The sequence below is a fragment of the Sphingobium abikonense NBRC 16140 genome (genome assembly GCF_001598335.1).
GTDB lineage: Bacteria > Pseudomonadota > Alphaproteobacteria > Sphingomonadales > Sphingomonadaceae > Sphingobium > Sphingobium abikonense.
The window spans coordinates 1-23,789 of sequence record NZ_BCYT01000016.1; the positions used below are offsets into that span (position 1 = coordinate 1).

At 63.9% G+C, this 23,789-nt stretch carries 21 protein-coding genes; 6 read left to right on the forward strand and 15 right to left on the reverse strand.

Features of this window, described 5'->3' with window-relative positions; translation table 11 throughout:
• Nucleotides 1–69: 69 nt before the first annotated feature.
• From SAB01S_RS14370 to SAB01S_RS14390, 5 genes are all read right to left on the reverse strand, one after another.
• Entirely contained in the window at nucleotides 70–2,844 is a 2,775-nt protein-coding gene (locus SAB01S_RS14370; RefSeq protein ID WP_062733894.1) for a TonB-dependent receptor plug domain-containing protein, read from the reverse strand.
• A gap of 110 nt (nucleotides 2,845–2,954) precedes the next feature.
• Nucleotides 2,955–3,509: a dCTP deaminase gene (gene dcd, locus SAB01S_RS14375; RefSeq protein WP_021228319.1), complete on the reverse strand. Its 555-nt coding sequence runs from the start codon at nucleotides 3,507–3,509 to the stop codon at nucleotides 2,955–2,957.
• A gap of 5 nt (nucleotides 3,510–3,514) precedes the next feature.
• Nucleotides 3,515–3,973, reverse strand: coding sequence for a cytidine deaminase (locus tag SAB01S_RS14380; protein WP_062733794.1), 459 nt, complete (start codon nucleotides 3,971–3,973; stop codon nucleotides 3,515–3,517).
• On the reverse strand, nucleotides 3,973–4,641 hold the full coding sequence (locus tag SAB01S_RS14385) for a GH25 family lysozyme (protein ID WP_062733796.1): 669 nt from the start codon (nucleotides 4,639–4,641) through the stop codon (nucleotides 3,973–3,975). Before SAB01S_RS14385 ends, SAB01S_RS14380 begins: the two co-directional genes overlap by 1 nt.
• A 28-nt stretch (nucleotides 4,642–4,669) precedes the next feature.
• The gene (locus SAB01S_RS14390; RefSeq protein WP_062733798.1) at nucleotides 4,670–5,152 is read right to left on the reverse strand and encodes a UPF0262 family protein; all 483 of its coding nucleotides are present in this window, start codon (nucleotides 5,150–5,152) and stop codon (nucleotides 4,670–4,672) included.
• A gap of 113 nt (nucleotides 5,153–5,265) precedes the next feature.
• Between SAB01S_RS14390 and SAB01S_RS14395 the strand changes: the two genes are divergently transcribed.
• Nucleotides 5,266–6,750, forward strand: coding sequence for a replicative DNA helicase (locus SAB01S_RS14395; protein ID WP_021228315.1), 1,485 nt, complete (start codon nucleotides 5,266–5,268; stop codon nucleotides 6,748–6,750).
• A gap of 131 nt (nucleotides 6,751–6,881) precedes the next feature.
• On the opposite strand, the gene SAB01S_RS14400 is transcribed toward SAB01S_RS14395, so the two are convergent.
• Together SAB01S_RS14400 and yghU are read right to left on the reverse strand one after the other, a co-directional pair.
• On the reverse strand, nucleotides 6,882–8,699 hold the full coding sequence (locus SAB01S_RS14400; protein ID WP_062733800.1) for a DUF885 domain-containing protein: 1,818 nt from the start codon (nucleotides 8,697–8,699) through the stop codon (nucleotides 6,882–6,884).
• An 83-nt stretch (nucleotides 8,700–8,782) separates the two neighbouring features.
• Nucleotides 8,783–9,655: a glutathione-dependent disulfide-bond oxidoreductase gene (gene yghU / locus SAB01S_RS14405; RefSeq protein ID WP_062733801.1), complete on the reverse strand. Its 873-nt coding sequence runs from the start codon at nucleotides 9,653–9,655 to the stop codon at nucleotides 8,783–8,785.
• Nucleotides 9,656–9,971: 316 nt separating this feature from the next.
• On the opposite strand from yghU, the gene groES reads away from it, so the two are divergent.
• Together groES and groL are read left to right on the forward strand one after the other, a co-directional pair.
• The gene (groES, locus tag SAB01S_RS14410; protein WP_021228311.1) at nucleotides 9,972–10,259 is read left to right on the forward strand and encodes a co-chaperone GroES; all 288 of its coding nucleotides are present in this window, start codon (nucleotides 9,972–9,974) and stop codon (nucleotides 10,257–10,259) included.
• A 50-nt stretch (nucleotides 10,260–10,309) separates the two neighbouring features.
• Nucleotides 10,310–11,953, forward strand: coding sequence for a chaperonin GroEL (gene groL, locus SAB01S_RS14415; RefSeq protein WP_021228310.1), 1,644 nt, complete (start codon nucleotides 10,310–10,312; stop codon nucleotides 11,951–11,953).
• 64 nt (nucleotides 11,954–12,017) lie between these two features.
• On the opposite strand, the gene SAB01S_RS14420 is transcribed toward groL, so the two are convergent.
• Complete coding sequence (locus SAB01S_RS14420) at nucleotides 12,018–12,779, reverse strand: GNAT family N-acetyltransferase (protein ID WP_218016158.1); 762 nt, start codon at nucleotides 12,777–12,779, stop codon at nucleotides 12,018–12,020.
• Nucleotides 12,780–12,852: 73 nt separating this feature from the next.
• Here SAB01S_RS14420 and SAB01S_RS14425 point away from each other — a divergent pair, with 73 nt between their 5' ends.
• Together SAB01S_RS14425 and SAB01S_RS14430 are read left to right on the forward strand one after the other, a co-directional pair.
• Nucleotides 12,853–13,740 carry an iron-containing redox enzyme family protein gene (locus SAB01S_RS14425; RefSeq protein ID WP_062733803.1) on the forward strand — a complete coding sequence of 296 codons (888 nt, stop codon included), beginning with the start codon at nucleotides 12,853–12,855 and terminating at the stop codon, nucleotides 13,738–13,740.
• Between the two features lie 5 nt (nucleotides 13,741–13,745).
• Entirely contained in the window at nucleotides 13,746–14,099 is a 354-nt protein-coding gene (locus SAB01S_RS14430; protein ID WP_062733805.1) for a response regulator, read from the forward strand.
• 766 nt (nucleotides 14,100–14,865) lie between these two features.
• On the opposite strand, the gene SAB01S_RS14440 is transcribed toward SAB01S_RS14430, so the two are convergent.
• Nucleotides 14,866–16,041 (reverse strand): vWA domain-containing protein, encoded by a 1,176-nt coding sequence (locus tag SAB01S_RS14440; protein WP_062733809.1) that lies wholly within the window; start codon nucleotides 16,039–16,041, stop codon nucleotides 14,866–14,868.
• 145 nt (nucleotides 16,042–16,186) lie between these two features.
• Here SAB01S_RS14440 and SAB01S_RS14445 point away from each other — a divergent pair, with 145 nt between their 5' ends.
• The gene (locus SAB01S_RS14445; protein ID WP_174525662.1) at nucleotides 16,187–17,551 is read left to right on the forward strand and encodes a methyl-accepting chemotaxis protein; all 1,365 of its coding nucleotides are present in this window, start codon (nucleotides 16,187–16,189) and stop codon (nucleotides 17,549–17,551) included.
• Here SAB01S_RS14445 and SAB01S_RS14450 read toward each other — a convergent pair.
• The 6 genes from SAB01S_RS14450 to rpoD all read right to left on the reverse strand — a co-directional run bounded on the left by SAB01S_RS14450 (nucleotide 17,539) and on the right by rpoD (nucleotide 23,765).
• Complete coding sequence (locus SAB01S_RS14450; RefSeq protein ID WP_062733812.1) at nucleotides 17,539–18,396, reverse strand: DUF817 domain-containing protein; 858 nt, start codon at nucleotides 18,394–18,396, stop codon at nucleotides 17,539–17,541. The genes SAB01S_RS14445 and SAB01S_RS14450 overlap by 13 nt on opposite strands.
• A gap of 44 nt (nucleotides 18,397–18,440) precedes the next feature.
• The gene (locus SAB01S_RS14455; protein WP_062733814.1) at nucleotides 18,441–19,478 is read right to left on the reverse strand and encodes a hypothetical protein; all 1,038 of its coding nucleotides are present in this window, start codon (nucleotides 19,476–19,478) and stop codon (nucleotides 18,441–18,443) included.
• An 86-nt stretch (nucleotides 19,479–19,564) separates the two neighbouring features.
• Nucleotides 19,565–19,972, reverse strand: a complete 408-nt coding sequence (locus SAB01S_RS14460; protein WP_062733816.1) for a GFA family protein — start codon at nucleotides 19,970–19,972, stop codon at nucleotides 19,565–19,567.
• A 3-nt stretch (nucleotides 19,973–19,975) separates the two neighbouring features.
• Nucleotides 19,976–20,821 (reverse strand): AAA family ATPase, encoded by an 846-nt coding sequence (locus tag SAB01S_RS14465; protein WP_062733818.1) that lies wholly within the window; start codon nucleotides 20,819–20,821, stop codon nucleotides 19,976–19,978.
• Nucleotides 20,822–20,898: 77 nt separating this feature from the next.
• On the reverse strand, nucleotides 20,899–21,579 hold the full coding sequence (locus SAB01S_RS14470) for a DUF6975 family protein (RefSeq protein ID WP_062733820.1): 681 nt from the start codon (nucleotides 21,577–21,579) through the stop codon (nucleotides 20,899–20,901).
• A 137-nt stretch (nucleotides 21,580–21,716) separates the two neighbouring features.
• Nucleotides 21,717–23,765 (reverse strand): RNA polymerase sigma factor RpoD, encoded by a 2,049-nt coding sequence (gene rpoD, locus SAB01S_RS14475; RefSeq protein ID WP_062733822.1) that lies wholly within the window; start codon nucleotides 23,763–23,765, stop codon nucleotides 21,717–21,719.
• Nucleotides 23,766–23,789: the final 24 nt, after the last annotated feature.

The following is a 23,789-nucleotide window of genomic DNA, read 5'->3' on the forward strand; positions in this document are numbered from 1 at the left end:
GCTGGCCGGGGACACGCGCAGCGCGACCGACCGGGCGCGGGCGATGGTGATCGCGGCGCAATAAGCTGTTCAGAAAGCGAGCGAGAGCTTGCCATAATAATAGCCGCCGCTGATGCCATAAGGCGCATAGCTGTTGTAGAGCGCGAAGCCCGACGTGCCCTGGTTTACCGCGCTGAGCTTTGTCGGGTAGATGTTGAAGAGATTGTCGGCCCCGGCCGCGAGGCGAACGCCAGCGGCCAGCCGGTGGCTATATTCGACGTCAAAGATCAGCTTGGGCGTGATGCGATCATCGGGATAATAGGTCACGCCGTCCACTGTGACGGTGCGCGCGGCGACCTGGGTCATGCTGCCGTAGCGCGTGGCGCGCAGATTGAGCGTGGCGTCCCCCCGCGTCCAGTTCAGATTGGCGATGACCTTGCTGCGCGGCGTGCCCTTGGTGATGTCGCCCTGACGCGCGCGGTCGATCAGGTCGATGCCGATCCCGGCCAGCACCGGCGGCACGTCGAGCCGGGTGAAGATGGTGCGGTTGATATTGCCCGACAGGGTCAGGAGGGCTTGGCCCAGTGCGCCCATATCCGCGCGCCAGGTGGCGACCATGTCGACGCCGCGCGTGCGCGTGCTGGCGGCGTTGGAAAAGTAGAAACCGCTCTGCACCGGGTCGAGCCCGGCGGCGAGCAGCAATTCGCCCAGCGCGTTATAGCCGCTGGCGCGCGTCGCATCGGGCAGGGCCGACAGCGTGCCGCTGAGCAGGACACGGTCGCGGATGCGGATCTGATAGGCGTCGATGGCAAGGCTGATCCGGGGCAGGGGCGCAAGCACCAGTCCGGCGGAGAGGTTGGTCGACCGCTCCGGCTTCAGCGGCTGCGCGCCCCAGGCAACGGCGACCGGATCATTGACGCGAAGCGCACGGACCGGGGCGAGGCGGGTGGTGGTTTCACCGGGAAACAGCACGCCGATCGTACTGGACGAGGCGTAATGGCGCTGCTGGAGCGTGGGCGCGCGAAAGCCGGTGCTGACCGTGCCGCGCAGGGCGATGCCGGGCGCCGCTTCGATCCGGGTCGAGATTTTCCACGTGTTGGTGGCGCCAAAGTCGGAATAATCCTCATGCCGGGCGGCCAGCGCGATTTCGAACCCGTCGGCGACCTTCTGTTCCAGGTTGAGATAGGCCGACCAGTTGTGGCGGCGATACTGGCCCGCGCTGTCGGGGGTGAAGCCGGTAACGCCCTGCGCGCCGGGCGTGCGCGCCGCGCCGGCAAAGGGCGCGCCTGCGGGCGAGCGATAGCCGCCATCGGCATAGGAGGAAGGATCGCCGGCCACGATGCGATAGCCATTTTCCCGATATTCCGCGCTGATCGCCAGCAGCAGCGGCGCGGCAAGCCCCAGCGGCACGTCGCGCTGCACGTCGACATTGCTGGTCCATTCGGTGGCGGTCACGGCGCCCAAGAAGAAGCGGGTCGGGCTGGTCGGACCCAATGAGACGTTGAGCGACTGTTCGGAATAGCGCCCCTGGTTGCGGGCATAGCTTGTGCTGAGATCATAATGGAAGCCGGCTGGGCCATCACCGCGCAGGCCGCCGGTGAACTGGCTGTCGCGATCCTGGATGAAAAGATGAGGGATATAGCCTTCGGGATAGATATCCGGGATGGAGAGGATGGAGTTGGGCGGTCGGTAGGTGAGATAGGCGTCGGCGCGGCGGCGCGACCAGGTGCCGTGGCTGTAAAGTTCCGATGCGCCTAGCGGCATGACGGCATGATAGGCCAGATTGACCCCGGACACTTGCGGCTGGCCGGGCTTGTTGCGCATCCGGTCGGCCGTGGCTTCGCGCGGATCGCCGGGGAAATAGAGGCTGGAGGTGATCGGCCCGCCGCGAATGGTGCGGCCCTGAAGCACGCCGTCGACGGCAAGGTGGATCGTGCCGGGGCCGATGGCAAAGCCCTTGTCCACCTGAAACCTTCCCTGTTCGCCGCCGCCGTCCCCCGCCCCGCCGCCCATTACCGACGCGCCGCCGCGGCTGTTAGACTTAAGCAGGATATTGACGACGCCCGCGATCGCGTCCGATCCATAATGGGCGGACGCGCCGTCGCGCAGCACTTCTATCCGATCGATCATGTTCGACGGAATGAGATCAAGGTCAGGGGGCGACTGACCATTTTGCGTCGTGCCGTTGATGAACAGGGTGGCGCTGTTGTGCCGCCGCTTGCCGTTCACCAGCACGAGTAGATGGTCGCCCGCCAGGCCGCGCAGCGACAGCGTCTTGATCGCGAAACTCGCGCCCGCGCCGCTGTTGGAGACATTGATGGCGGGGATCAGTGCGCCCAGCAGGTCGCGGACCGATTGCCGGCCATTTGCTTCCATATCCCGCGCCGACAGGATGTCGATGGGGTTCATGCTGTCGGTGACGGTGCGGGTAACGAGGCGCGTGCCGGTGACGATGATCGGTGTCGGGTCCGCGACCGGCGGCGGCGGGGACGCAGCTTGGCTCAGCTGAAAGGAGAGCGGACTTTGCCGCGCGGTGGCGCGGGGCGGGGCGGCGAGCGCGATGACGCCGGCGCTGGTCTGCGTCATGCGCAGATGCGTGCCGGCGAGCAGTTTTTGCAGAGCCTGGCCCGTGGTCATCCATCCGTCGATCCGGCGGCTGCGGATCGCCGACACCTCCTCATAGGGAAAGAGGATGCGCACGCCGGTTTGCGCGGACAATTGACGCAACGCGCCGCTGAGCGGCTGGACATGAATATCGAAACGGTGCCGCTGATCCAGTATCTTGTCCGGCGGCGGATTGGCCCGCGTGGGCAGCGCCGAACAGCAAAGCAGCATAAGCCCGGCCAGGGCTTGAAAGAGGCGCATGGCCATTCCCCCTTGTCGCCCGCCCGGTCAGGCGGCCGTCAATCAGGAGAAACGGACGGGGCTAGGGCGACCCGCCATGAAGGCGGCGGAGCAACCGCCCGCCCGATCGTCTAGAGGCGGGGCAGGGTGACGCCCTGTTGCCCCATATATTTGCCCGCGCGGTCGGCATAGCTGACTTCGCACGGTTCATTGCCCTGAAGGAAGAGGAACTGGCAGGCGCCTTCATTGGCATAGATTTTGGCGGGCAGCGGCGTGGTGTTGGAAAATTCCAGCGTCACATGCCCCTCCCAGCCGGGTTCGAGCGGGGTCACGTTCACGATGATGCCGCAGCGGGCATAGGTCGACTTGCCAAGGCAGATGACCAGCACGTCGCGCGGCACGCGGAAATATTCGACCGTGCGGGCGAGCGCGAAGCTGTTGGGGGGGATGATGCAGCAATCGGTCTTGCGGTCGACGAAATTCTTGGGGTCGAAATCCTTGGGGTCGACGATGGTGCTGTCGACATTTGTGAAAATCTTGAATTCATCGGCTACCCGCGCGTCATAGCCATAGGAGGACAGGCCGTAGCTGATGCTCCCTTCGCGCTTCTGGCTTTCGACGAAGGGTTCGATCATGCCGGTCGAAAGCGCCTGCTGGCGAATCCATTTGTCGGAAAGAATGGCCATATGTGTCAGCTCTTTTTGGCAGGGGCGATGCCAAGGTCCGCGGGACCAAAGGCATGGGGAAGGAGATCGGCAAGGGTGAGGGCCAGCACGCGGTCTCCGCTGGGCGTCGCGCAGTGGATGGCGAGCGGGCGGCCGGCCATTTGTTCCGCTTCGTTCATCACCTGCCGGCAGCGACCGCAGGGGGTGACGAGCGCTTCGTCCGCGCTGTCCATCGCGCCGCCCACCACCGCGATGGCGGCGACGTCGGCAAAGCGCCCCTGCGCGTTCACGGTGGCGAGCGCGACCGTTTCGGCGCAAAGCGACAGGCCGTAGCTGGCATTTTCGAAGTTGCAGCCGGTGACGATGCTGCCATCGATGAGGCGCACGGCCGCGCCCACGGCAAAGCGGCTATAGGGCGCATGGGCATGGGCCATGGCCGCACGCGCGGCGGCGATCAGCGCTTGGGTATCGGAATCATCACTCATTATCGCGCCACCACATTCCACCGCACCGGACCATCGACGCCGTCGATATGCCGCATGTTCGTAGCTGTCCACATCACCCAGGGGCGGCTGGCATAATCGGGCGGGAAGAAATTGCCGTCCAGCCACAAGGTGCGGTTGATGCCCGACCCGATATCATAGGCCGCATCGAAATCCTCGCTCACGTTGAGCAGGGCGGGCTTGCCCGCCTGCCCCTCCACCAGGTTGATGAGGGTGTTGAGGTTGGAGAGCAGCAGGTCGCGGCCCGGCCGACGCGCGCATCCGGCCGAAAAGGCAAGGCGGATGACCGGGGGCAGGGCGGCATTGTCGCGCGGCACCGTGGTCATGAAGCCGGTTGCCTGGTCGATCGGGCTGCGGCAGGCGCTGAATTCGATCACCGCGCCATAGCGCATGCCCGCCGCGCGCGCGCCGCGCCAGTTGGCGGCGAAGGCGGGGTCGCGCCCATCCTGCGCCCGCACCGCGCGGATATAGGCAAAGTCCGCCCCTTGCGCCGCCAGCGTGCCCCAGTCGACCGGGCCATCGGCCGACCCGATCGTCACGCCCTGCACCGGATAGTCGTCCCGGCTGGGCGCCCAGGCGCGCGCATAGAGCCACAATGCCAGCGCCAGCATCGCGATCAGCGCCAGTCCCGCCCCGATGCGGACCAGCATGCCCCCGAACGTCAAACCCCTGATCCCATCACCCCTTGATATGCAGCACGCAGATGAGCGTGAACAGCCGCCGCGCCGTGTCGAAGTCGACCTTTATCTTGCCCTCCAGCCGCTCGATCAGCATGTCGGCGGCGTCATTGTGGATGGCGCGTCGCGCCATGTCGACCGTTTCGATCTGCTGGGGCGAGGCATTGCTGATCGCCTGATAATAGCTGTCGCAAATGGCGAAATAATCGCGGATCGGACGCCGGAACCGGCCAAGGCTCAAGATGATCGCTTCGAGCGGGCTGTCGTCCTGCCGGTTGATTTCGATGACCAGCCGTCCTTCCTCCACCCGCAGCACGACCTTGTAGGGGCCGGCATAGCCGTCGGGATGGACCCGCTGGGGCGCGAAATGATTATCCTCCAGCAAGTCGAAGATCGCGATGCGCCGTTCCTGCTCCACGTCGGCATTGCGCCACAGGATCGTGCGCTCGTCGAGCTTGATGTCTATGATGCGCGGATCGGCCATATGCGAGCGGATAGTCAGTGCGGCGGCGCGCGCCCAAATGCAAGCGGGACTTATCCACAACTGCGTCCCCATGGCCCCTTGCGCCCGCGCCGCCGGGAGAGGAAAGAGAGGCCATGGTCGAACTGCTGAAAATCAATCCCGCTGACAATGGCGGCGCCGAACTGCCGCGCAATGTGGAGGCTGAGGCCGCCCTGCTGGGCGCGATCATGATCGACAACCGCATTGCCGAGGATGTGCAGCTCAAGCTGAAGGCCGAACATTTTTTCGAGCCGCTGCACGGACGCATCTATGACGCGATCATGCGCCTGCTCGACAAGGACATGGTCGCCAATCCGGTGACGCTCAAGCCCATGCTGGAGCAGGACCCAGCGTTGAAGGAACTGGGCGGCGCTGCCTATCTGGCGCAGCTGACCGGCAATGGCGCGGCGCTGATCGGTGCGCGTGACTTCGCCAGCCAGATTTACGACCTGGCGCTGTTGCGGGAATTGGTGAGCGTCGGGCGCGAACTGGTTGAAAACGCGCTGGATACCAGCGAGGATGTCAACCCGCGCGAGCAGATCGAAGCGGCCGAAGTCGCGCTGTATAAAGTGTCGGAGGGCGAAGGCGAGACCGGGTCGGTCAAGAGCTTCCTGATGGCGTCGACCATGGCGGTGCAGGTGGCCGAACGCGCGCTCAACAGCGGCGGGCATGTGTCGGGGATCACGACCGGGATCAACAGCCTCAACGCCAAGATCGGTGGTCTGCACAATTCCGACCTCATGATCCTGGCCGGGCGCCCGGGCATGGGCAAGACGTCGCTGGCGACCAACATCGCCTATAATGCAGCCTCGCGATGGGTGCGCGACAATGCCGACGGCATCCCGCCGGAAAAGAATATGGGGGCCAAGACGGCGTTTTTTTCGCTGGAAATGTCGGCCGACCAGCTGGCGACCCGCGTGCTCGCCGAACAGTCGGGCATTTCGGGCGAAGCGCTGCGCATGGGCAAGATCAGCCGCGCGGATTTCCAGAATCTGTCGCGAGCGGCGCGCGAGTTGCAGGAATTGCCGCTGTTCATCGACGATACGCCGGGCCTGACCATCGCGGCGCTGCGCACGCGCGCCCGGCGGCTGAAGCGGCGGCATGACATTGGTTTCATCGTCGTTGATTATCTCCAGCTGCTGCAGGGCACGGGGCGGGGCGACGGCAACCGCGTCAACGAGATTTCGGAAATCTCACGCGGGTTGAAGACGCTGGCGAAGGAACTGCATGTGCCGGTGCTGGCGCTTTCCCAGCTCAGCCGTGCAGTCGAACAGCGCGAGGACAAGCGGCCGCAACTGTCCGACCTGCGCGAATCCGGATCGATCGAGCAGGATGCGGACATGGTGTGGTTCGTGTTCCGCGAGGATTATTACGAGGCCGCAAAGGAACCCAAGCCCGACGACGAGGCTGCCTATGCCGCGTGGAAGGAGAATATGGAGCGCATCTACGGCCTGGCCGAGGTGATCGTCGCCAAGCAGCGCCATGGGTCCACCGGCCGCATCCGCATGAAATTCGACGCCAAAATCACGCGCTTCTCCGACATCGCCGATGATGGCTATCAGGATATGAGCTACGAGTGACGCCGGCGGGTCCCTTGTAAGGGGAGGAGGTCCGCTGCCCTGAGCCGTGGCGGGGAAGGGGTGCGGTCTCCATAGGGTGATACCCCTCCGTCTGGCCTCCGGCCAGCCACCTCCCCTTACAGGGGAGGATTTTACGTTTTCGCTGCCCTGGCCCGCGCGGCGACGCGCTGTTCCAGCATCGACAAAGGCATTGCGCCTTCCTCAAGGATGGCGTGGAACTGCTTGATATCGAAGGCGTCGCCCAGCTGCGCCTGCGCGGCCGCGCGCGCCTTTGTCCACACGCCATGGCCGACCTTGTAGCTGGTCGCTTGGCCCGGCTGGGTGCAATAGCGTTCGACTTCGCGCTGGCAGCGGGGGCGGGCAAAGCCGGTATTTTCAACCATATAATCGGTTGCCTTCTCACGGCTCCACTGCTTGGCGTGGATGCCGGTGTCGACCACCAGCCGCGCCGCGCGGAACAGGAAGGATTGCAGATAGCCTGCCCGATCGAGCGGCGTCGCATAACCGCCCAGTTCGTCGGCCAGTTGCTCGGCATAAAGCGCCCAGCCTTCGGTATAGGCGCTCATGAAGGCGGTCTTGCGCAGCATCGGAATGTCGCCGGCGGTCTGCGCGGTCGAAATCTGGAGATGATGCCCTGGCACGCCTTCATGATAGGTGAGCGCGGGCAGGCCATATTTCGGCCAGTCGCCCACATCCTTGAGGTTGATGAAATAGATGGCCGGGCGCGACCCGTCGAGCGCGGCGCGGTTATAATAGCCGTTGGAGGCACCGTCCTGGATTTCCACCGGCACCGCGCGGATTTCCAGCTTCGTATCGGGAATGGTGGCGAAGGCCTGGGGCAGTTTGGCTTTCATCGCGTCGACGTCGCGGTTGAGCTGGGCGAGCAGGGCGGCGCGGCCCTCCGCGCTGTCGGCGTAAAGCTGCGAGGGTTCGACGTTGAGCTTTGCCAGTCGTTCGCCCGCCGTGCCGCTGTCATAGCCGGCGCCTTTGAGGATGCCGTCCAGCTGCGCGCTGATGTCGGCGACCTGCTCCAGCCCCATGGCGTGAATCTGGTCTGCGCTGAGGTCCGTGGTCGTGGCCTGCTTGAGCGCGGCGGCATAGATTTCATCGCCGCGCGGCGTGCGCCAGACGCCATCACCCGCCGCTGTCTTGTCCTTGAGCGATTCGATCGCCGCGATCTGTTCGTCGAGTGCGGGATAGATCGCCTTTTCCACGATGCCGGTCGCCTGCGCCTGCCAATCGCCGCTGATGCCCTTGGCGGCGGCGCGCTTGACCAGCGACTGGACCATCGAGCTTTGCGCCGCCGGCTGGCCGCGCAGCTTCTTCAGCTGGCCAATCGTCAGGTCCAGCGACCAGGCGGGGGCGAGATAGCCGCGCGCCGCTTCGTCCCGCTGGAGCGCGGTATCGGTCCGCAGGTTCCGCGCAAAGGCGTCGAGCCGCGAGACATAGGCGTCGCAATCGGCGCTGTCGTTGATGGTGTGTGCGGTGTTGAGGAAATCAGGCACGCGGAAATAGCTGCCGCCCTGCTGGAAGATGCGATAGGGCCGCTGCACGCTGTTGAGGCCGAACCTGCCCGGCGCAACCGTCTGCTGCCCCAGCGAATAGAGAATGACGTCGAGGTTGAGGCGCTGCGCGTCGGACAGGTTCGCGCCCTTGAACCCCTCCAGTTCCTTGATCGCCGCCTGCGTCGCGGCAAGGTCCTTCATCATGCCCGACTTGCTGTTGTCGTCGAGCTGGCTCTTGGCGTCGGCGCGCGCGCCCTTGTCGAGGCCAAGGCTGGTGACGAACATGGGCGAGCGATCGAGCACGCCTTCGAAAATCGCGGCGAAGGCGGCGGACAGGCGGGCGTCGTCGCCATTGCCCGGCATGGCCGCCTGCGCAAAAGCGCGCGGCGCGGCGGCTGCGAGGGCGGAGGCTCCGGCGGTGGAAAGGAAAAGACGGCGGTCCATGATGGGGCGACTCCCTAATGTCGATAGGGCTGTGTTATCGCCATGGCACGGCCCGCCGTCCAGTCCGTTATATTTCAACAGGATCAGGCTGCGCCTTGCAGCTTATCCTGCGTTTTCGTCTCGAAATCGCTGGCGTCATGGCGTTCGTGCAACTGCTCTTCCAGCGGGCCGTTCGCCTTATTCACCATGCGGCCGCGCTTGACGGCGGGGCGCTCGTCAATCTGTTTGGCCCAGCGCACGACATTCTTATAGCTGGCGACGTCCAGAAATTCCGCGGCGTCATAGGCGCGGCCCAGCACCAGCCCGCCATACCAGGGCCAGATGGCGATATCGGCGATGCTGTAGTCGTCGCCCGCCATATAGTCATTGTCCGCCAGATGCCGGTCGAGCACGTCGAGCTGACGCTTCACTTCCATGGCGTAGCGGTTGATCGGATATTCATATTTTTCCGGCGCATAGGCGTAGAAATGGCCAAAGCCGCCGCCCAGCAACGGGCCGGCGCCCATCTGCCAGAACAGCCAACTGAGCGCGGCGGTGCGCGCGGCGGGATCTGTGGGCAGGAATTTGCCGAATTTTTCGGCGAGATAGAGCAGGATCGCCCCGGATTCGAAGACGCGCTGCGGCGGGGAGACGCTATGGTCCATCAGCGCCGGGATCTTGCTGTTGGGGTTGACGGCGACGAAGCCGCTGGAAAACTGGTCGCCATCACCGATCTTGATGAGCCAGGCGTCATAGTCCGCCGCGCTGACGCCGGCCTCCAGCAATTCCTCCAGCATGATCGCGGCCTTTTGCCCATTGGGTGTGGCGAGCGAATAGAGTTGCAGCTTGTGCTTGCCGACCGGCAGATCCTTGTCATGGGTGGGGCCGGCGATCGGCCGGTTGATATTGGCGAACTGACCGCCGCTGGCCTTGTCCCAAGTCCAGACCTTGGGCGGGGTATAGGGAGTATCGCTCATCGGAAATTCCTCATGACGCTGGAAGACAGGACGGCAGGTAGGAAGCCGTGCGAGGGGCGGCAAGGCGCACGGCTGGCGCGAGAGGCGTCCTGCCGCAGAAGCATCGCTGAAAAATGTTCCGTGGCTTAGCGAAAAAGATGCGGGAACCCTCTTGACGCTCTGGCCGCACAGGCCATATTCGCGTCGCTAGCACTCGACGTCAAAGAGTGCTAACACAGGAAAGTTCATCGGGAGACGGACCGGCGCGACGGGTCAGCGGGCTCTATGGTCCGCCACCGCCGCTATCCCCTCCATCGCCAAGGGAAAGGCACTTAACATGGCATTTCGTCCGTTGCACGACCGTGTTCTCGTCCGCCGCGTGGAAGCGGAAGAGAAGACTGCTGGTGGCATCATCATCCCCGACACCGCCAAGGAAAAGCCGCAGGAAGGCGAAATCGTGTCCGTCGGAACCGGCTCCAAGGCCGACGACGGCAAGGTCACGCCGCTGGACGTCAAGGCCGGCGACCGCATCCTGTTCGGCAAGTGGTCGGGCACCGAAGTCAAGGTTGATGGCGAAGACCTGCTCATCATGAAGGAAAGCGACATTCTGGGCGTCATCGCCTGATCGCACTCCGCTTTTCCTAAACATCCCACTTATTCGAAAGGTATAAGATCATGGCAGCGAAGGACGTAAAGTTTTCGCGTGACGCGCGTGAGCGCATCCTGCGTGGCGTCGACATCCTGGCCGACGCGGTCAAGGTGACGCTTGGCCCCAAGGGTCGCAACGTCGTCATCGACAAGAGCTTCGGCGCGCCCCGCATCACCAAGGACGGTGTTTCGGTCGCCAAGGAAATCGAACTGAAGGACAAGTTCGAGAATATGGGCGCCCAGATGGTCCGCGAAGTCGCTTCGAAGACCAACGACATCGCCGGTGACGGCACCACCACCGCGACGGTTCTGGCCCAGGCCATCGTGCGCGAAGGCATGAAGTCGGTTGCCGCCGGCATGAACCCGATGGATCTGAAGCGCGGCATCGACCTCGCCGTTGGAAAGGTCGTCGAGGACATCAGCGCGCGGTCTAAGCCCGTTTCGGGTTCGTCGGAAGTCGCGCAGGTCGGCATCATTTCGGCCAATGGCGACGTCGAAGTCGGCCAGAAGATCGCCGAAGCCATGGAAAAGGTCGGCAAGGAAGGCGTCATCACCGTCGAGGAAGCCAAGGGCCTGGAATTCGAGCTGGACGTCGTCGAAGGCATGCAGTTCGACCGCGGCTACCTGTCGCCCTACTTCATCACCAACCCGGAAAAGATGCAGGTCGAACTGGCTGACCCCTACATCCTGATTCACGAAAAGAAGCTCAGCAACCTTCAGTCGATCCTGCCGATCCTGGAATCGGTCGTGCAGTCGGGTCGTCCGCTGCTCATCATCGCGGAAGACATTGAAGGCGAAGCGCTGGCGACCCTGGTCGTCAACAAGCTGCGCGGCGGCCTGAAGGTCGCGGCCGTCAAGGCGCCCGGTTTCGGCGATCGCCGCAAGGCCATGCTGGAAGACATCGCCGTCCTGACCAAGGGCGAAGTCGTCAGCGAAGACCTGGGCATCAAGCTCGAAAACGTCACGCTGGGCATGCTGGGCACCGCCAAGCGCGTCACCATCGACAAGGACAACACCACCATCGTTGACGGTGCTGGTGATGCCGAAGCGATCAAGGGCCGCACCGAGCAGATCCGTGCGCAGATCGAAGTCACGACGTCGGACTATGACCGTGAAAAGCTGCAGGAACGCCTGGCCAAGCTGGCCGGCGGCGTGGCCGTCATCAAGGTCGGCGGCGCGACCGAAGTGGAAGTCAAGGAGCGCAAGGACCGCGTCGACGACGCGCTGCACGCCACCCGTGCGGCCGTTGAAGAAGGCATCGTCCCCGGCGGCGGCACCGCGCTGCTCTACGCGACCAAGGCGATTGACGGTCTGACCGGCGCCAATGACGACCAGACCCGCGGCATCGACATCGTCCGCAAGTCGCTGACGGCTCTGGTTCGCCAGATCGCGGCCAATGCGGGCCATGACGGCGCGGTGGTTTCGGGCAAGCTGCTCGACCAGAGCGACACCTCGTTCGGCTTCAACGCGTCGACCGACACGTATGAAAACCTGGTCGCCGCTGGCGTCATCGACCCGACCAAGGTCGTGCGTACCGCGCTCCAGAACGCTGCCTCGGTCGCTGGTCTGCTGATCACCACCGAAGCCACCATCGCCGAGCTGCCGGAAGACAAGTCCGCTGCTCCCGCGATGCCGGGCGGCATGGGCGGCATGGGCGGCATGGACTTCTAAGTCTACCGACCTGCGAAACAGGAAGAGGCCGGCGGAGCGATCCGCCGGCCTTTTTCTTTGTCCCTCACGCTTTGGACAGCACCGCCATCGGCAACTGGGCGCGCACCGCAAAACCCAGGCTGCGATAAAGGGCGATGGTGCGGTCGTGGCTGGCATAGGCGTGGAGGAACGGCGTTTCGCCTCGGTCCTGCATGTGCCGCGCGATCCGTCGCATCAGATGACCGGCAAGGCCGCGGCCGCGATGATCGGGGTGGGTGCACACGCCGCTGATTTCGGCAAAGCCCGGCATCCGCATCCGCTCGCCCGCCATGGCGATCAGGCGGTCCTGTTCGCGCACGCCGATGAAGCGGCCAAGGCGATGGGTGCGGGCGCGGAACGGGCCGGGCCGCGTCAGCAGCGCCAGGACCAGCATGTCGGGGGCGTCCGCTTCGCCCAGTTCCTGCCAGTCCGGGCCGCTGCCACCGATCTCCACGGGGCGGTCCGCCACCATTTGCGCCAGCATGGCGGTACGAACGACCTGCATGCCGGGCGGAGGAGCCGCCAGCGCGTCGCGGCCCAGCAGCCAGAGTTCATCGCCCGGTGGCAATAGAGGGGCAAGCGCGGTCATTTCCGTGGGCAAGCCATGGGCGGTAGCCGCGAAGGGGCCATGATCGCGGTCCAGCCGAATTGCCTGCGCATCGCCCTGCGCCAGGGATGCCCAGCCGCCTTGCAGGCTGTTCCAAATGGGTGTGTCGAGCGGATGAATGGCATTGGCTCCCTGTTCGATGTGAGGGGCGACGTCGCCCAATGGCGGCTGATGGTCAACCGCGCCCGCCCTGGCTGACATAGGTTAGTCGCTTTTATGGGAACGGGGGCCTGTCTCCGGGATTTGTTGGGCAACGGAATAGAAAGGTCTGAACGTGGCGACCCAACTCAAGGATGAGGAATCCCAATTTCTCCAGGATTCGTTCCAGCAGCAACTGAGCCGGTGGAATCGACGACGGCTTTCGCCCGGCTTTCCCGACGACTGGTCGGCCGATCGCTTCAACGAAGATCAGCGCATGGCGCGGCTGGAACATGCCTTCATCGAGGAATTGCGCGCGGAAGTGCGCGTCGAAGCCGCCCAGGCACCGACGGATGTGGACGGCTTCATCGCCTGGTTCGAAGGGCTTGAGGCAACAGGGCCGGGACAGCATGACAGCCTGTTCCCCTGGCTCGCCGAAGACGCGCAGATGGACCATATCCGCTGGTTTCTGTCGCAGGAAGCGGCGGGCGAAGCGGGTTTCGACGATCTGGTAGCGATGACGCAGGTCAAGATCCCGGACCGGGCCAAGATGGAGTTGGCGCGCAATTACTGGGACGAGATGGGCCGGGGCAATATCAAGGGCATGCACGGCCCTATGCTGGGGCAACTGGTCGACCTGCTCGACCTTGATACTTGCATCGAGCATACCGTCTGGGAAAGCCTGGCGCTGGCCAATGCGATGACGGCGATGGCGACGCAGCGTTGCTATAGCTGGCACAGCATCGGCGCCCTGGGCGTGATCGAGCTGACGGCGCCGGGCCGGTCGGCGCAAACGGCGCGCGCCTTGCGCCGCGTGGGCCTGTCGACCAGCCAGCGCCGCTATTTCGATCTGCATGCGGTGCTGGACATCAAGCACAGCGCCGACTGGAACGAGGAAGCGATCAAGCCGCTGGTGGCGGCGGACCCGCGGCGCGCCACCGCCATGGCCGAAGGGGCGCTCATTCGCTTGCGCTGCGGCGCGCGATGCTTCGATCGCTATCGTGCGCATTTCGGACTGGACTGATCGCCATGGCCGAATTGCCCCGCATATTGCTGGTGGAAGATGACAGCCGTGTCGCCGCTCTGATCGCGGACATGCTGGAAGAGGCCGACTATACCGTCGATGGGCCATATGCGACGCTGGCCGACGGAATGGCGGCGCTGGCGACGCGGTTTCCGGCGGGCGCCGTGCTGGACCTGGCCTTGCGCGGGAGTGATGCCGGGCTGCTGGCCGACGATCTGGATGCCTATGGCATCCCTTATGTCTTTTGCTCCGGGGCGGCGCGCCATGAAGTGATCGGCACGCACCCGCACACGCCGGTGCTCGCCAAGCCCGACGGCATCCGGCATATCGTCGGCACGCTGAACCGCCTGATTCACTAGGGCGTTTGGACAAATCAGCTGGCAATGCGGGATGACCGGGATGGGTGGTTAGCGGACCGACTGCTCCCGAAAGGCAAGCAGCATTAAAGAAGACCGTCCGATAGTTTCCAGCCCTATCGTTGGGAACGTCCGAGGCGATACGCCGCAAGAATTCTCTTGCCCTCTGCCGCCATGTCTACTTCTTCTGCTAATCTGCTGTAGTCGAAAAGGACTTCCCAGTCTGCTCCTCGATCCGTTATTTCTATCCCGCAGGGAAATCGTAAGTCCACTTTTGTTGCCTTGGCATCGCAAAACACCGTTCCCCAAGGTTTATGAAATACCTTTATCTCCCGCGACAAAAACCTCGATAGTGGAGAGCCTAGCTTTCCATGATAATTCAACATAACGCTTGTGCGCGTAGGTCTGCCATCTTCCGTGTTGAATACGAACCTCAAGAAGTCCACATCTTCTTTGTCTGGCGTAGGTGGAGTGTCTATGTGGACATAGGTTGGCGGCAAAGCGCCATCATCCAGAACGAAATCGACTTGGCCAGTCGGGAAATGATAAAGCGCGTTGCCGACCCTAAAGGCCGATGGCTCTTCCTCGCTGCATGATGCACATGCGCTCAAGGCCGTATAGCTAGCAAATCTTAGCAACCTAATCATAGGCAGTGCTCCATTCTGCCGACTTGCCATTCATCGCTTAAAGGACTGCTAATGGTCGTTCGCGGACAGTCTGAATTTGTCCACGCGCTCTATTCTACCGTCCGCCACTCCATTGCGCGCGTCTACCGCTTGCGCGTCAGTTCGCGCATCGCTGAATCGATACCGCCCAGCGTCAGTGGGAACATCCTGTCCTGCACCAAGTCGCGGATCATCCGGGTCGACTGGCTATAGGTCCAGTGCGCCTCCGGCGTGGGGTTGAGCCACACCGTCGCCGGATAGGTATGCGCCACCCGTTGCAGCCAGACGGCGCCTGCTTCCTCGTTCATATGTTCGACCGACCCGCCCGGATGGCTGATCTCATAGGGGCTCATCGCCGCGTCGCCGACGAAGATGACCTTATAGTCATGGCCATATTTGTGGAGGATGTCCCAGGTCGGCGTCCGCTCCGAAAAGCGGCGACGATTATCCTTCCACACGCCTTCATACAGGCAATTGTGGAAATAGAAGAATTCCATATTCTTGAACTCGCCGGTCGCGGCGGAGAATAATTCCTCGCAGAGCGTAATGAACGGATCCATCGATCCGCCCACATCCAGGAACAGCAGCAGCTTGACCGCATTGTGCCGTTCGGGCCGCATGCGAATGTCGAGCCATCCCTGCCGCGCGGTGCCGCGGATGGTGGCGTCCAGGTCCAGCTCCTCGGCAGCGCCGTCGCGCGCAAAACGGCGCAGGCGGCGCAGCGCGACCTTGATATTGCGCGTGCCGAGTTCCTTCTGATTGTCGAGATTGGCGAATTCGCGCTTTTCCCACACCTTGATCGCGCGTTTGTGCCGGCTCTGCCCGCCGATCCGCACCCCTTCCGGATTATAGCCGCCATGGCCGAAGGGAGAGGTGCCGCCCGTGCCGATCCATTTGTTGCCGCCCTGATGCCGGTCCTTCTGTTCCTCCAGCCGCTGCTTGAGCGTCTTCATGATCTCGTCCCAGTCGCCCAGGGATTTGATCTTCTCCATCTCTTCGGGGCTGAGGAATTTTTCGGCGACGAGGCGCAGCCATTCCTCGGGAATGTCGGCCTCGACGCCATCGTCGCTCATGATCCCCTTGAATATCCGCGCGAAGACCTGATCGAAGCGATCGAGCAGCGCTTCGTCCTTCACATAGGTGGCGCGGGCTAGATAGTAAAAATCCTCCGGCCGGCGGGCGATGACGTCGCGATCCAGCGCTTCGAGCAGCAGCAGATGTTCCTTGATGCTGGCCGGTATGCCGGCGGTGCGCAGCGCGTCGAGGAAGTTGAGCAACATGACACGCCTTGTCCGGCAGCGCGGATGGGGATGCAAGCCCAACGACCCAACAAACCGACAGAATATTAAGTGTTGCAGTGCATGGTTAATCCGGCACTATTCATGTTGCGGGCAAATAAGCGGGGTAGCATTGGAAAACAGGGGGTTGTTGGCTGATCTGGGGGAACAATCAGGCGACATAGCATTGCAGTGCAGCGAAACGGCAGGCTTTCTGGGCGAGGTGGATCATCGCATTCAGGCGGACAGCACGCGCCTTGACCGGTTGCAAGCGAACATGACTCGGCTGGCGGAAAGCCAGGGCGAAAGCGTAGCGGCGGCGCAGGAGCTCAGCCAGACCGCCCGGCGCGCGCAGCAGATCGTTGCAGACGGGCATGACGTCATCAGCCTGTCCCTGAATGAAGTGACGGCGCTCGTCGATCATGTCACCGGGATGGAAGGCCAATTACGCCGATTTCTGGCGGTTATCGAGGCGGTGGGCGACGTGTCGGGCCAGTTGAGCGCCATCGCGCGGCAGACCCGCCTGCTGGGCGTGAATGCCGCCATCGAGGCCGCGCGCGGGGGCGAGGCGACACGGGGCTTCGCCGTGGTCGCTGATGAAATTCGCCGGCTGGCCGAACAGGCGGGCGAGTCCTCCGCATCCGTGGCCGCCAAGCTGGGCCAGCTGGACCAGGATGCGCGCACGCTGATTCATGGGGTGGAGGATAATATCCTGCGGGGCCGGGGTGCAGGCACCCATATCGATCAGTTGCGGCTGCGCCTGGCGGACATGGCGTCGCTGGTCACGCAATTTGGCGAACGGTCCGGCACCATCGTCGATTGCACCGATGCCGCCAGCCGCGAAGTCGATGCGCTGACGCAGGGACTGGGCGAATTCAGCCTTTCCGCCCGCGAAAGCACGGCGCGGGTGGGTGCGGCGCTCACGCAACTGGAGGCGCTGGAGCAGATGGCCAACGCCATGCTCAATACGGCGGCGCATGGCGGGCAGGCGACGCGTAACAGCCGCTATATCGCGCTGGCGCAGCAGGGGGCTGAAGCGGTGCGCCTGGCGATCGGCGGCGCGCTGGATCGCGGGGCTCTGAGCCTGGAGGCCTTGTTCGACACCGATTATCAGCGCATCGAAGGCTCCGATCCCGCGCAATATCTGACCGGCTTCACCGCCTTTGCCGACGCGTCGCTGCGTCCGCTGCTCGACCGCCACAGTGCGCAGGATGACGCGGTCGTGGGCTGCTGCCTGATCGACATGAACGGCTATCTGCCGACGCATATCAGTGCGCGCAGCCAGCCGCAGCGGCCGGGCGAGGGGCTATGGAATATGGAACATGCCCGCAACCGGCAGATATTCATGGATGCGCAGACCGGTCGCGCGCTCGACGGGGCCGATGACTTCTTCGTCTGCACCTACCGGCAGGACCTGGGCGAGGGGCGGTATCGGGCGCTGCGTAGCGTGTTCGTGCCGCTGATCTTTGGCGGCCGGCGCTGGGGGCTTTATGAGGTCGGCTATCTGATCTGATCGTTGCTGGCGCGAACGCCGTGGATCAGGGACACCAATACGAAGCTGATGATCATGAGCAGATACCAGCTGCCCAATTTGGCGACGCTGACCATGTGCCAGCCGTCCCGCTGATCGGGATAGGTCCACGCATTGGCGAAGGTGCCGATATTTTCGGCCAGCCAGATGAAAAGGGCGACCAGGAAAAAGCCGAGCAGCAGCGGCATTGAACGTGGCGTGCGCCAGGGCGTGAAGACAATCCAGCTGCGGCCGAACAACGCGATGGCCGCGGCGAACAGGATCAGTCGGATATCGGGCAACCAATGATGGGCGAAGAAATTGACGTAGATCGCGCCGGCCAGCGCCACCGTCGCCCAGACCGGCGGATAGCGGGTGAAGCGAAAATCGAAGATGCGCCAGACCCGCGCAATATAGCTGCCGACGGCGGCATACATGAAGCCGGAGAAGAGCGGCACCGCGCCGATGTGGAGCAGGCTGGCTTCGGGATACATCCAAGAGCCGGCTTGCGTCTTGAACAATTCCATGACCGTGCCAATGACGTGGAAGGCGAAAATGACCTTGGCCTCCGCCCAGCTTTCCAGGCGAAAGGCCAGCATGGCCGCCTGGATCGCGAGCGCCGCCAGCGTCAGGAAATCATAGCGGTGCAGGGCGGCGTCGTTGGGATAGAAAAAATGCGTCGCCAGCAGCAATGCGAGCATCAACCCACCGAACAGGCAGGCCCAACCCTGTTTGAAACCGAAGAGCAGAAATTCGAAGGCCCAGGCGCGCGGGCCGGGGGACAGGCGAATGGCCTCCAGCCGGGCGCGGATGCGCGCGAATCGGGTTGCGCCGGGGATGGGCCTCATGCGGTGGGCTTAGGGCACGAGGCGCAGCGCTGGAATATGCGCTCTCAGCGCCGGGCTGCGCCGCCCGGCTGCATCGTTGCTTCGCCGGTGGCCGCATAGGCGACGATCGCCTGCGCCTGCGCGGTCTGTGGGTCCTTCCCGTCGAGAATGGCGGCGATCTGGCGCGCGCTCGGCACCCGGTCATAGGTGCCATAAAGGTCGGTCTGGCCCACCATATGAATTGACAGGCGATAGCCCTTGCCCGGCGCGGCGGGATCGAAGGCGAGCAGCGTGCCGCTGTCGTCGACCGGCACGATGATTGCGCCGTCGCTGCGCCCGGCCTGCTGGAGGATATCGTAGCGGCCCTCGGCGGTGTCGACCGCGCCGCGCAGGCAAAGCTGGTCCTTCCCGTCGCGGGGAATGCGGATATCCTGCGCTGGGGCGAGCGCGCTGTCCTTCGCGCGCGTCAATCTGGCCTCGCCGGCATCCGCCACCGGGCAGGCGGCGAATTGCGCCGGGGCGGTCACGTGGAGCGACGCCTTGTCCTCGACCTGCAGGCCCGCCAGCATCGCGTCCAGGCCCGCAAGCACATCCCGGCGCCGTTCGGTCGGCCCGGTGACGCGGATCTTGACGATCCAGCGCCCGGCATGGACGAAGCCCGCCGCCGTCGTCAGTGCGCCATCGGCGGCATCGTCATAGACCGCGCGAATGGCCCGGCCCGCCAGTCCGTCGACCGCCGCTGTGCCATAGGCCGTCCGGCGCGTCTTTGCGCCAAACCGCTCCATGATCGCCTTGTCGGTCATATAGGCGGCGAGCGATGCGTCGGCATAGGTCGGCATATAGACGTAGAAGGTCGCCTGGACCGCGCCGTCCTGCGAGAGATATTGCGCATAATTGTCGACCGCGCGCCCGCCATTGGACGCTTCCCCGCTTTTGGTGAGGGACAGGCCGCCGACGGTCTGCGGCAGGCTGATGCCCGCGGCATTGGCGCGCAGGGCGGTGGCCGTCGGGGTCCATGCCTCCATGTCCGGCGCCGCCTGCGCGAGTGCGGGCGTCGCCAGACCAAGGGCGATGGGCAGAAAGAACAAGGCGCGTGCGGGCATGGGCATCCCTCTCCAGAACCAGACCGTCTTGGCGCGGCCTTGAACTATGACAGGGAGGCTACAGGCTTGCCCGGCGGGCGCAAGCCCTATTGCGGGTTTTGTTCAGGGTAGTGCGGGATGCCGGGATCATGGCAGGCCCAATCAGGCGCTGCGCTGGTCCAGATTTCCATTTGCGGCGCCAGCAGCGACGGATTGTCGAGCGCGCCCGCCCGGACGATCATGACCGCAGGGCGCGCTTCGGTCCGGCTGAGCAGGGGCGTCCCGCAACGGGGGCAGAAACCGCGCTGCATCGCATTGCCGCTGTCGGCGACGCTGTCGTGCCAGCATATGTCGCCATCCACCTGCACCGCGTCGCTGGGGAAGGCGAGGTTCACCGTGCCGCCGCCCGCGCTCAGATATTGGCACAGCCGGCACCAGCAATGGCGCGCGCCTGTTGGTTCGGCGTCGATGGTGATGCGCACCTGCCCGCACAGGCATCCGGCATGATGGGCCATGGCTCAGCGTCCCTGACGGCGCGCCATGAAGGCAAGGCGCTCGAAGATCATGATGTCCTGCTCATTTTTGAGCAGCGCCCCGTGCAGCGGCGGGATCGCCTTGGTCGGATCGCTGTTTTGCAGCACGTTAAGCGGCATGTCTTCGGCCAGCAGCAGTTTCAGCCAGTCGAGCAACTCGCTGGTGCTGGGTTTCTTCTTGAGGCCCGGCACGTCACGGATCTCGTAGAATATCTCCATCGCGCGGCTGACCAGGATTTTCTGGATGCCGGGGAAATGCACCTCGACGATCTTCTCCATCGTCTCGCGATCGGGAAATTTGATATAGTGGAAGAAGCAGCGGCGCAGGAAGGCGTCGGGCAGTTCCTTTTCATTGTTCGATGTGATGACCACGACGGGGCGCTCCGCCGCCGCGATCGTCTCGCCGGTTTCGTAGACATGGAAGGCCATGCGATCGAGTTCCTGCAACAGGTCGTTGGGAAATTCGATATCGGCCTTGTCGATTTCGTCGATCAGCAGCACCGGCAGGCGGGGCGAGGTGAATGCCTCCCACAGCTTGCCCTTGCGGATATAATTGGAAATGTCGTGGACGCGCGGGTCGCCAAGTTGCCCGTCGCGCAGGCGGGCGACGGCGTCATATTCGTACAGGCCCTGATGCGCCTTGGTCGTCGATTTGACGTTCCATTCGATCAGCGGCGCGTCGAGCGCCTGCGCGATTTCCTGCGCCAGCACCGTCTTGCCCGTGCCCGGCTCCCCCTTCACCAGCAGCGGGCGGCGCAGCAGCACTGCGGCATTGACCGCGACCTTCAGGTCGTCGGTCGCGACATAATCCTGGGTGCCTTCAAAGCGCATGAAATCCGTCCGCTCCCGTTGCTGCCTGCAACCGGACTAGGGAAAGCAGCGGTGGGACGCAATCGCGAAAGCGGCGGTCAGTCTGGGCGGCCGCGCAAAGCGGCGCGGGCGGCGAGCAAGTCCCACAGGCCGCGATGCTGGGCGAGCAACTGCCGTGCGCCGAACTGGATTGCCCGGTCGATTATGTCATCGCCGCCGATCGCGCGCGCAACCTCCAGCGTGGCGGAGCGGTCGGGCAGGGTGCAGGCGTGCGGCTCGATGCCGGCGCGGATGGCCGCCATGTCGAGCATCTGCCGCATGCCGCGCCAGTCGAGCACCAGGGCGATCGCCGCCCCCATGGCGCAGCCGCGCCGGTCGGACTGGGCCAGCGTGTCGAGCGCATGGCGTTGCTGGCTGACCGCCGCTTCGCAATCGGCCTGTCCCGCCGTGCTGGGGGCGGGGCCGGCAGCGACCGTGACACTGGCGAGATAGGCGCGTTCGGCGGCGAAGGCGTCGGCCGTCTCGATCAGCCATTGGCGCGCCGCATTTTCAGCGGAGCGGGTCGCGGCATGATCAATGACGCCGGGATGGCGGCCGTGGAGCAGGCACATATAGGACGCCGCATCGGCCAAATCGGGGAGCGTGAGCAGTCCCTCGCTCGCCAGGCCCGTGCGCGCGCGGATGACATAGGCGTGGGCAGCCGTGCCGTCCGCCGCGACCAGCGCATCGACGACCCGCGCAATGTCGCCGAACTGCATACGCGGTGCCGCTTCGCTCATGTCGCAATCCCTGTCAGGCCCCGGCCTGTGCGGGGATCCTCACCGGCATACGCTTGCCGAGTAAACGCCCGGTTTACAGAATCAGAAAGGGCGACCGTGAAAGCCGCCCTTTTCCGTCGAACATGGTTAAGATTGCTTTACTGATCCAGAAAGCTGCGCATTTTCCGCGACCGGCTGGGGTGCTTGAGCTTGCGCAGCGCCTTCGCCTCGATCTGGCGGATACGTTCGCGCGTCACGCTGAACTGCTGGCCCACTTCCTCCAGCGTGTGGTCGGTGTTCATGCCAATACCAAAGCGCATGCGCAGCACACGTTCCTCGCGCGGCGTGAGCGAAGCAAGGACGCGCGTCACCGTCTCCTTGAGATTGGCCTGGATCGCGGCATCCACCGGGATGATGGCATTCTTGTCCTCGATGAAGTCGCCCAGATGGCTGTCCTCTTCGTCGCCGATCGGCGTTTCGAGGGAGATAGGCTCCTTGGCGATCTTCATCACCTTGCGCACCTTTTCGAGCGGCATGGAGAGACGTTCGGCCATTTCCTCCGGTGTCGGCTCGCGACCCTGTTCGTGCAGGAACTGGCGGCTGGTGCGGACCAGCTTGTTGATCGTCTCGATCATGTGCACCGGGATGCGGATGGTGCGCGCCTGATCGGCGATCGACCGGGTGATCGCCTGACGGATCCACCAGGTCGCATAGGTGCTGAACTTGTAGCCACGGCGATATTCGAACTTATCGACCGCCTTCATAAGGCCGATATTGCCTTCCTGAATGAGGTCGAGGAACTGCAGGCCGCGATTGGTATATTTTTTCGCGATGGAGATGACGAGGCGCAGATTCGCTTCCACCATTTCCTTCTTGGCGATGCGCGCCTCGCGTTCGCCCTTCTGCACCATGTTGACGATGCGGCGGAATTCGCTCAGCGACATGCCGGTCGCCTGCGCGATTTCGGCGATTTCGTTGCGGATGCGGTCGACCGACCGGCCCTCCGCTGCGGCAAAGGCCGTCCACTTCTTGTCGAGGCCGCTCACCTTGTCGAGCCAGCCATCGTCCAACTCGTGATTGACGTAGCGATCGAGGAAATCCTTGCGGCTGACCTTGTGCCGTTCAGCCAGGCGCAGCATCTGCCCGCCCAGCGCCGTCAGGCGCCGGTTATAGGCATAGAGCTGGTCGACCAGATATTCGATCTTCTGCTGGTGGAACTGCACGCTTTCGACTTCGGCGGTCAGGCTTTCGCGCAATGCCTGATAATCATCCTCGGCCTTCTGGCTTAGCACATCGCCATTCGCCATCGCCTGCATGCGCTTTTCCTGTGCCTGCGAGAAATTGCGAAAGATGTCTGTGATGGTCGCGAACTTCTCCAGCGCCATGGGCTTGAGCGTTTCTTCCATCTGGGCAAGGGAGAGGGTGTTGTCCTCCTCATCCTCTTCCTCGGACCGCCGGGCGCGGCGTTCGGTCAGGCCGTCCTCATCCTCGTCGCCATCGGCGGATTCTTCCTCCGGCTCTTCCTCTTCCTTGAAGCTGGGGCCGGCGGTCTTTTCGCTGATCTCGCCATCATCATCCTCGGCGCCTTCTTCCAGGCTTTCCGGGGCAGGGTCCTTGGACAGCATCGCGTCGAGATCGAGAATCTCGCGCAGCTGCATTTCGCCATTGTTGAGCGCGGTCGACCATTCGATGATCGCGTTGAAGGTGGTCGGGCTTTCGCAAAGCCCCAGGATCATCGTGTCGCGGCCGGCCTCGATCCGCTTGGCGATGGCGATTTCGCCTTCACGGCTGAGCAATTCCACCGCGCCCATTTCGCGCAGATACATGCGCACGGGATCGTCGGTGCGATCGACCGTTTCCTTTTTCTTTTCAGTGACGAGCTTGGGGCCGTCATCATCGCTCGATTCGTCCTCGGCGTCCTCGGCGTCCTCGCGCTCGCGCTGCTCGTCGCCATCCTCGCTGGCTTCTTCATTCTCGACGATGTTGACGCCCATCTCGTTGAGGGCGGCCATGATGTCCTCGATCTGCTCGGACGACATCTGGTCCTGCGGCAGGGCATCATTGAGCTCATCATAGGTGATGTAGCCGCGCTTCTTGGCGCGCGCGATCAGCTTCTTGACGGACGCTTCGTTCAGGTCGAGCAGCGGCGCATCGCCACCATCCTCGCCCTCTGCCACACCGGTCTTGCTGTTCGCCTTGGTCGCCATGTAATCGCCTTGCTTCGCTGCCCT